Genomic DNA, 7,582 nt, shown 5'->3' with positions numbered 1-7,582 from the left:
GCTGGGGCTGGGTGGGGCGGGGGGTTGGACGTGGCGGTGGAGGTGGCGGCGGTGGATGGGGATGGGGGGGCGGTGGTGGGGGCGGGCTCGCATTTGGGGGGGGGTGTGGGGGGGGTTGCCGGGGGGGGCGCGCCTGTTGGGGTTGTCGCTGTGGCGGCGGCGGGGCAGGGTGAGCTGGGGCCGCGCCGCGCCGACGGCGTGGGCGACGGTGCTGTCGCGGCCGTCGGCGCCGATGACCAGGGCGGCTCTGATCTCGCGGGTGTTGCCCGCACGATCGGTGTATCGGACTCCGGCGCAACGGTTCCCGGTATGGACGACCGAGGTGACGCGACAGCGCTGCCTGACCTCGGCGCCTGCGGCGCGCGCGGTGCGGACGAGGACGTCGTCGAGGCCGGTGCGCCGCACGCACAGGGCGTAGTCGATGCCTTCGACGGTGGGGAATGTGGTGCCGATGCCGTATCCGGCGCCCGCGGCGTAGGCGTTGGTGAGGCGTGGTGCGCCGAGGGCGAGGACGTCGGTGAGGGCGCCGAGGTGCTGGAGTTCGGCGAGCCCGGCGGGCCACAGCAGGTGTGTGGAGAGGGTGTCGGACGGGAGTGGTGCGGCGTCGAGGACGATGACCCGGAATCCGGCCCGCGCCAGCGTGATGGCGCTCGCGGCGCCGGCGCAGCGGGCGCCGACGATGACGACGTCGGCCGATTCGGCCGCCGCGGGGGAGTCGGGCATGGGTACCGCCTGGTTCCTCGGGTCTCGGACAAATGTCCAAGATCATGATCGGATGGCCGGGGAACACTGTCAACGGCGCAGGGGGACCGCGGAATCGCTCAGGCGGTGGTCACGGGCTGACGATGCGGGCGGCCGCGGCGACGGTCGCGGCGCGGCGCCGGGTGAGCTGGTCGTGTTCGCCCCTGGCGGCCGCGAAGTGGGCGTGCATGGCGGCGGTGCGGGTGAGGTCGGTGAGCATGCGCAGCAGGATCGGGGGGGCGATGTCGCTGGTGATCAGGCCCGCGCGCTGGCCGCGGTCGAGTTCGGCGAGTTTCGCGTCGAGGGTGGGGCGCAACTCGCCGGGCAGGATGTCGGTGGGTTCGAGATCGGACCAGGCTTGCAGGCGGGCGTCGTCGGGGCGGGCGATGAAGTGGTCGAAGAGGCGGCCGATGTAGCCGGGGATGTCGTCGGCGCTCAGGGCGGTCGCGGCGGCGGTCTCGGTGATCCAGCGCGCGCTGACGGCGGCATAGAGCTCGTGTTTGCCGGGGAAGTAGGCGTAGAGGCGGTCTTTGCTCGCGTTGGCGGCCGTGGCGATGCGGTTGATCCGGGCGCCGGCGACGCCGTACGCGGCGAATTCGGCCTTGGCGGCCGCGAGTATTCGTTCCCTGGTCGCCTCACCTGCCGCACGCATGGTCGAATCGTACCCCTTGCCGAACCATCTGGTTCGGAACTAAGGTCCGTTCTGGAACCGGAAGGTTCTCGAATCGGCGAGATGAGGAACACGATGGGCGCGGACAAACCCCGCTGGCAGCAACTCCGGGAACAAGCCGATGGCGTGTCCGCCGCCGAACTGGATCAGCTGTGGACCCGGTTACGTCCGGCACGCAGCGAGGACATCCTCGGACAGTGGCGCGGCGCCGCCTTCCAGACCGGCCACCCGCTGTGCCGTGCGCTGCCGGCGAGCCGCTGGTACGGCAAGACCTTCGTGGCGGTCGACGACGCGAAGCCGCTGATCTGCCGCGCCGAGGACGGGACCCTGTTCTCGAATGTCGAACTGGGCCAGGGCGAGGCGACGCTGTGGAACATCGAGTTCCGCGGCGAGGTCACCGCGACCATGGTCTATGACGGCCGGGCCGTGTTCGACCACTTCAAGTGGCTCGACGACCGCACCCTGATGGGCATCATGAACGGCCGCGCGGAGCTGGTGCTCTCGCGGGGCGAGCACTTCTACTTCCTGCTGGAACGAGACGCCTGATGCGGACCACGGCGGTGCTGTCGCGGGATCCGGCGGCGGCCTTCTCCGTCGAGCCCGTCGAGATCGACGAGCCGCGAGCGGGGGAGATCCTGGTGCGGATCGCGGCGGCGGGGATCTGTCACACCGATCTGGCGACCCGGCGCGCGGGCGCCGCGGACCGGCCGATTCTGCTCGGTCACGAGGGCGCGGGCGTGGTCGCCGCGGTCGGGCCACAGGTGCACGGTGTGCGCCCGGGTGATCATGTGGTGCTGACGTTTCGGCACTGTGGCGCGTGCGCGAACTGCTTGGCCGGTCGACCTGCCTACTGCCGGGAATCGGTGGCGCTGAACCAGTTCGGTCGCCGGGCGCACGACGCGCCCCGGGTCGCGCACGCGCAGGGCCCGGTCCTGGACGGCTTCTTCGGGCAGTCGAGTTTCGCCGGGTACGCGCTGACGACGGCGGACAACACGATCGTGATCGACCCCGCGATCGATCTGGCGGTGGCCGCGCCCTTCGGCTGCGGTTTCCAGACCGGCGCCGGGGCGGTGCTCAATGTGCTGCGGCCGGAGTCGGGTGCGTGGCTGGCGGTGTACGGGGCGGGGGCGGTCGGGATGGCCGCGGTGCTGGCCGCTCGGACGCTGGACGGCGTGCGGGTCGTGGTCGTCGAGACGTCGGCCGCGCGTCGCGATCTGGCGCTCGAGCTGGGCGCGGACGCCGCGGTGGATCCGGCCGACGGGCCGACCGTGGCGGCCGTGCGGGAGCTGACCGCAGGTGGCGCGACGCACGCGCTGGACACCACCGGCATCCCGTCGGTGCTGGCGGACGCGCTCGCGGCGCTGACCACCGGGGCGACCGTGGTGGCGGTGGGGCTCGGTCGCGGTACGCCGCCGATCGACGTCAGCGAGATCGTGTTGCACGGCAAGACCATCCGGGGCTGTCTCGAAGGTGACAGTGTGCCCGCCGAGTTCATTCCGCGGCTGCTCGACCTGCATGCCGCCGGACGTTTTCCCGCCGAGCGGCTCATCGGCCGCTACCGGCACACCGAGATCGACGCCGCGCTCGCCGACCAGCGGGCCGGACGGGTCGTCAAACCGGTCCTCACCTGGTGACCGGACATACGGAATATCGAGGCAGCGCATGACTCTCCTGCACAGCGACATCGGCGCCGACCTGGCCCCGCCGGTACCGAGCCGGGCCGAACGGCTCGCGATCGCGTTGGACGCGGCGCGGGCGGAGTTCGTCGCGCACGGCTATCACGGCGCGAGCATGGATCAGATCGGGCTGCGGGCCGGGATGAGCAAGCCGGTGCTGTACACGCTCTACGCGAACAAGCTGGATCTGTATCTGGCTGTGCTGCAACATCATCTGGATCGGATGGTGGGTGGGATCCGGGCGGCGCTCGGTGATGCCGCGGGGCAGGAGGACAAGGTCCGGCGCGCGGTGCTGGCCTATTTCGATTTCGTCGATGAGGATCCGGCCGGGCATGTGCTGGTGTTCGAGTCGCCGGTGCCCAGTGAGCCGAGTGTGCGCTGGCGGGTGCGTCAGGCGTTCAGCGAGTGCGCGGTGCTGGTGAGCGCGGAGTTGCGGGCGGCGGGCATGGAGAACGCGCGGGCGTTCACGTGCGCGTTCGGACTGGTGGGGGCGAGTCATCTGGCGGCGCGGCAGTGGCTGGACGCGGGGCGTCCGATTCCGAAGCGGGACGCGGTGGCGACGACGGTCGCGCTGTGCTGGAACGGGTTGTCCGGGATCGGTTGATCGGGGTCAGGTGCGGACGGCGGTGTCGGCGAGTAGTTCGTCGGCGGGCAGCCGTCCCACCAGGACCGCGAGGGCCCGCTTCCATCGGGCCACGACGGCGTCGTGGTCGCCGACGGTGCCGGTGAGCATGGCGGTCATCGACAGGCCGGTGAGCAGGTCGAGGGTGAATTCGACGAGCGTCTCGGCACGGGGGTCGGTGTCGTAGGGTTCGTCGATCATCGCGCGGTAGCGCGTGCGCATCTCGGTGAGGACGCGGCGTTCCTCGTGGATCAGGTTGTCGCGCAGGTCGGTGTCGGTGCGGGCGGCGACCCACAGGTCGAGCGCGGTATAGAAGGCGGGGCTGGTGAGGTCGCGCCAGGCGAGGTCGACGACGGCTTGGAGCCGGTCGCTGCCGGTGGGCAGGCGCTCGGCGGCCTGAGTGAATGCCGCCAGACGCAGGTCGACGACGCGGGTGGTGGCGGCGATGAGCAGTTCGGTGCGGGTGGGGAAGTGGTGCTGGACGGTGCCGCGGGCGAGTCCGGCGCGTTCCTGCACGGCGGTGACGGTGGTGGCCGCGTAGCCGCGTTCGAGCAGGCATTCCGCGGCGTTGGTCAGGATGAGGGCGCGGGTGGTGGCGCGGCGTTCGGCCTGGGTGCGGCGGGGTTGTTGCACGGTCACCTGAGAAATCGTACGCCGTGACGGAAAATGAGACGACTATTGACGCGGCGGCAACAAACCTGATCCAATGAAGAAACCGTACGCAGCAACTGTTTTTCTGGTCGCTGGAACACGAGAGGATCACATGGCACCCTCGATCGCGATCATCGGCAGTGGTTTCGGCGGCCTGGCCGCCGCGATCGCTCTGAAGAAGCGGGGATTCGACGACATCGTCATCTTCGAGAAGGCCGACGACGTCGGCGGGGTCTGGCGCGAGAACACCTATCCCGGTGCCGCCTGCGACGTGCCCTCGCCGTTCTACTCGTACTCCTTCGCGCCGAATCCGCGCTGGCCGCACCGGTTCTCGCGGCAGCCCGCGATCCTGGACTACATCCGTGAGGTCGCCGCCGACTTCGACGTGCGCCGCCACATCCGCTTCGGCACCGAGGTCACCGGGGCCTCCTTCGACGACACGTCCAGGAAATGGACCGTGCAGCTCGGCACGGGTGAGTCGATGGTCGTCGACGTGGTGGTCTCCGCGGTCGGCCAGCTCTCGCGACCCGCGCTGCCCTCGATCGAAGGGCGCGACACCTTCGCGGGTGCCAGTTTCCACTCCGCCGAGTGGGATCACGAGGTCGACCTGACCGGCAAGCGGGTCGTGGTGATCGGGACCGGTGCCAGCGCCATCCAGTTCGTGCCAGAGATCCAGCCACGGGTGGGCTCGCTGACGGTGTTCCAGCGCAGCGCGCCCTACATCATCCCGCGCCCGGATCGCGAGTTCTCCCCGCTGCACCACAAGCTCTTCGAACGGGTGCCCGCGACCGCGCTGGCCGAACGCGGCACCTGGTACGGCGTGGTCGAGGGGCTCAGTGTGGCCTGGGTGTACGCCAAACCGCTGGCCGCCGCGATCAAGGCCTGGTCGAAGTTCCATATGCGCCGCCAGACCAAGGCCAAGCCCGGCCTGTTCGAGAAGGTCTGGCCCGACTACCAGATCGGGTGCAAGCGGATCCTGTTCTCCGACAACTACCTTCCCGCTCTGGCCGAGCCGAACGTCGAGCTGTGCACCGACCGGATCGCCGCCATCACGCCCACCGGTGTCCGCACCGAGGACGGGCGCGAGCACGAGGCGGACGTGATCATCTGGGGCACCGGGTTCGCGACCACCGAATTCCTCGCCCCCATGACCATCACGGGCGCGGCGGGCCATCCGCTGGCCACCGAATGGCACACCGGCGCGCACGCCTACTACGGGATGACGGTGCCCCGGTTCCCGAACCTGTTTCTCATGTACGGGCCCAACACCAATACCGGTGGCGGTTCGATCATCTACTTCCTCGAAGCCCAGGCCGACTACCTCGCCGACTACGTCGCCCATCTCGCGGCGACCGGATCGGCGCTGACGGTGCGGCCGGAGGTGGAACAGGCCTACGACGAGCGGATCCAGGCCGTCCTCGCCGGCAGCGTGTGGAGCAGGTGCTCGTCGTGGTATCGGCAGGCCGACGGCCGGATCACGACCAACTGGCCGTTGCTCGGCATCCAATACAAGAAGCAGGCGCGGTTCGATCCCGCCGACTACGAGGTGATCTCGGCATGAGTGACTACGACTACGACGTGATCGTCATCGGCTCCGGGTTCGGTGGCAGTGTCACCGCGCTGCGCCTGACCGAGAAGGGGTATCGGGTCGGCGTGCTGGAATCGGGACGCCGGTGGAACGCCGAGGACTTCCCGAAGACCAACTGGAACATCCGCAAGTCGATCTGGGCCCCGCGGCTCGGTCTGACCGGGCCGCAGCGGATCAGCGCGCTCGGAAAGTGCCTGGTGTTCAGTGGGTCCGGCGTCGGTGGCGGATCGCTGATCTACGGCAACACCCTCTACGAGCCCCTGCCGGACTTCTACCATGACCGCGCGTGGGCGCACATCACCGACTGGCAGAGCGAACTCGCGCCGTACTACGACCAGGCCAAGCGCATGCTCGGCGTGGTCGAGAATCCGCGCGTCGGCCCCAAGGACGAGGTGCTGCTGCAGGTCGCGCGCGGGATGGACGTGGCCGACACGTTCCATCGCACCCAGGTCGGGGTGTTCTTCAACGAGGGCGCCGAGGGCGAAGAGGTCGAGGACCCGTACTTCGGTGGGGCCGGGCCGCGTCGCGCGGGCTGCATCCACTGTTCGGAGTGCTTCACCGGCTGCAAGCACAACGCGAAGAACACGACCACGGTCAACTATCTGCACCTGGCCGAAAGCCTCGGCGCGCAGGTGCATCCGCTGACCACGGTGACCTCGGTGTCGCCCGACGGCGCCGGTGGATACCGGATCGAGACGGTGGCTTCCGATCGCCTGTTCCGCAAGAACCGGCGCACGTTCACCGCACGGGAGGTGGTGTTCGCGGCCGCCGCGCTCGGTACCCAGAAGCTGCTGCACAAGCTGCGCGCCGACGGCACCCTGCCGCGCTTGTCGCCGCGGGTCGGGGAGCTGACCAGGAGCAATTCCGAGGCGATCATCGGGGTCACCAGCAAGTCGCGCAAGGATTTCTCCCAGGGTGTGGCGATCACCTCCTCCATCCATCCCGAACCGCAGACGCACGTGGAGGTGTGCACCTACGGGTCCGGCCAGAACGCGCTGTTCCTGCAGACGGTGCCGATGGTCGATGGTGGCGCGTTCCGTTTCCTGCGGTTGCTGCTGACGATGCTGCTGCATCCGATCCAGTTCCTGCGGTCGCAGAACGCGCACGGCGCCTCGGATCGATCGGTGATCCTGCTGGTCATGCAGTCGCTGGACAACTCGCTCACCTCGTATCTGAAGGGGCGGCGGCTGGTGACCCGGCAGGGCAGCGGTGAACCGAATCCGACCTGGATTCCGCTGGCGCACGACATCGCCCGCGCCTACGCGGCCGACATCGACGGCATCAGCGGCAATATCGCCACCGACATCTTCAACATCCCGGCGACCGCGCACTACATCGGTGGCTGCACGATCGGTGATTCGGCCGAGACGGGAGTCATCGACCCGTATCAGCGGGTGTACGGCCATCCCGGTCTGCACGTCGCCGACGGCAGCGCCATCACCGCCAATCTCGGCGTCAACCCGTCGCTGACCATCACCGCGCAGGCCGAGCGCGCGATGGCGTTCTGGCCCAACAAGGGCGAATCCGATCCGCGGCCCGAACTCGGCACGGCCTACCAGCGGATCAGTCCCGTCGCGCCCGCGCGCCCCGCGGTGCCGTCGACCGCGCCCGGCGCGCTGCGCCTGCCCGCGTGA

8 protein-coding genes are annotated in these 7,582 nt (G+C 69.6%); 5 read left to right on the top strand and 3 right to left on the bottom strand.

Going from position 1 to position 7,582, the window contains the following annotated elements; translation table 11 throughout:
• The coding region (locus QH270_RS15750) for an NAD(P)/FAD-dependent oxidoreductase (protein WP_280342643.1) at nucleotides 1-723 on the bottom strand (723 nt) is incomplete at its 3' end.
• Between the two features lie 109 nt (nucleotides 724-832).
• Nucleotides 833-1,393, bottom strand: a complete 561-nt coding sequence (locus QH270_RS15745) for a TetR family transcriptional regulator (protein ID WP_280342640.1) — start codon at nucleotides 1,391-1,393, stop codon at nucleotides 833-835.
• A gap of 93 nt (nucleotides 1,394-1,486) precedes the next feature.
• On the opposite strand from QH270_RS15745, the gene QH270_RS15740 reads away from it, so the two are divergent.
• Genes QH270_RS15740 through QH270_RS15730 form a run of 3 tightly spaced genes read left to right on the top strand, consistent with a single transcriptional unit; the run spans nucleotide 1,487 to nucleotide 3,691 of the window.
• Complete coding sequence (locus QH270_RS15740) at nucleotides 1,487-1,957, top strand: DUF4334 domain-containing protein (protein ID WP_280342648.1); 471 nt, start codon at nucleotides 1,487-1,489, stop codon at nucleotides 1,955-1,957.
• Nucleotides 1,957-3,045, top strand: coding sequence for an NAD(P)-dependent alcohol dehydrogenase (locus QH270_RS15735; RefSeq protein WP_280342638.1), 1,089 nt, complete (start codon nucleotides 1,957-1,959; stop codon nucleotides 3,043-3,045). The genes QH270_RS15740 and QH270_RS15735 overlap by 1 nt, the downstream gene beginning before the upstream one ends.
• Before the next feature lie 28 nt (nucleotides 3,046-3,073).
• Nucleotides 3,074-3,691 carry a TetR/AcrR family transcriptional regulator gene (locus tag QH270_RS15730; protein ID WP_280342636.1) on the top strand — a complete coding sequence of 206 codons (618 nt, stop codon included), beginning with the start codon at nucleotides 3,074-3,076 and terminating at the stop codon, nucleotides 3,689-3,691.
• 6 nt (nucleotides 3,692-3,697) lie between these two features.
• Here the strand turns inward: QH270_RS15730 and QH270_RS15725 are convergent, their stop codons facing one another.
• Nucleotides 3,698-4,348 carry a TetR/AcrR family transcriptional regulator gene (locus QH270_RS15725; RefSeq protein WP_280342633.1) on the bottom strand — a complete coding sequence of 217 codons (651 nt, stop codon included), beginning with the start codon at nucleotides 4,346-4,348 and terminating at the stop codon, nucleotides 3,698-3,700.
• Between the two features lie 124 nt (nucleotides 4,349-4,472).
• Between QH270_RS15725 and QH270_RS15720 the strand changes: the two genes are divergently transcribed.
• Together QH270_RS15720 and QH270_RS15715 are read left to right on the top strand one after the other, a co-directional pair.
• Nucleotides 4,473-5,921, top strand: coding sequence for a flavin-containing monooxygenase (locus QH270_RS15720; protein ID WP_280342631.1), 1,449 nt, complete (start codon nucleotides 4,473-4,475; stop codon nucleotides 5,919-5,921).
• A complete protein-coding gene (locus tag QH270_RS15715; protein WP_280342629.1) occupies nucleotides 5,918-7,582 on the top strand; it encodes a GMC family oxidoreductase in 1,665 nt (554 codons plus the stop codon). Before QH270_RS15720 ends, QH270_RS15715 begins: the two co-directional genes overlap by 4 nt.

Origin of the sequence: Nocardia neocaledoniensis, assembly GCF_029868625.1 — a bacterium.
GTDB classification, from domain to species: domain Bacteria; phylum Actinomycetota; class Actinomycetes; order Mycobacteriales; family Mycobacteriaceae; genus Nocardia; species Nocardia neocaledoniensis_A.
Note: the sequence above shows the minus strand (reverse complement) of the source record. Positions and strands in the feature narration are given on the sequence as shown.

Excerpts from the sequence above, each read along its gene's own strand:
- QH270_RS15745 (WP_280342640.1), bottom strand. The coding sequence starts at position 1,393 with ATGCGTGCGGCAGGTGAGGCGACCAGGGAACGAATACTCGCGGCCGCC.
- QH270_RS15740 (WP_280342648.1), top strand. The coding sequence starts at position 1,487 with ATGGGCGCGGACAAACCCCGCTGGCAGCAACTCCGGGAACAAGCCGAT.
- QH270_RS15735 (WP_280342638.1), top strand. The coding sequence starts at position 1,957 with ATGCGGACCACGGCGGTGCTGTCGCGGGATCCGGCGGCGGCCTTCTCC.
- QH270_RS15730 (WP_280342636.1), top strand. The coding sequence starts at position 3,074 with ATGACTCTCCTGCACAGCGACATCGGCGCCGACCTGGCCCCGCCGGTA.
- QH270_RS15720 (WP_280342631.1), top strand. The coding sequence starts at position 4,473 with ATGGCACCCTCGATCGCGATCATCGGCAGTGGTTTCGGCGGCCTGGCC.
- QH270_RS15715 (WP_280342629.1), top strand. The coding sequence starts at position 5,918 with ATGAGTGACTACGACTACGACGTGATCGTCATCGGCTCCGGGTTCGGT.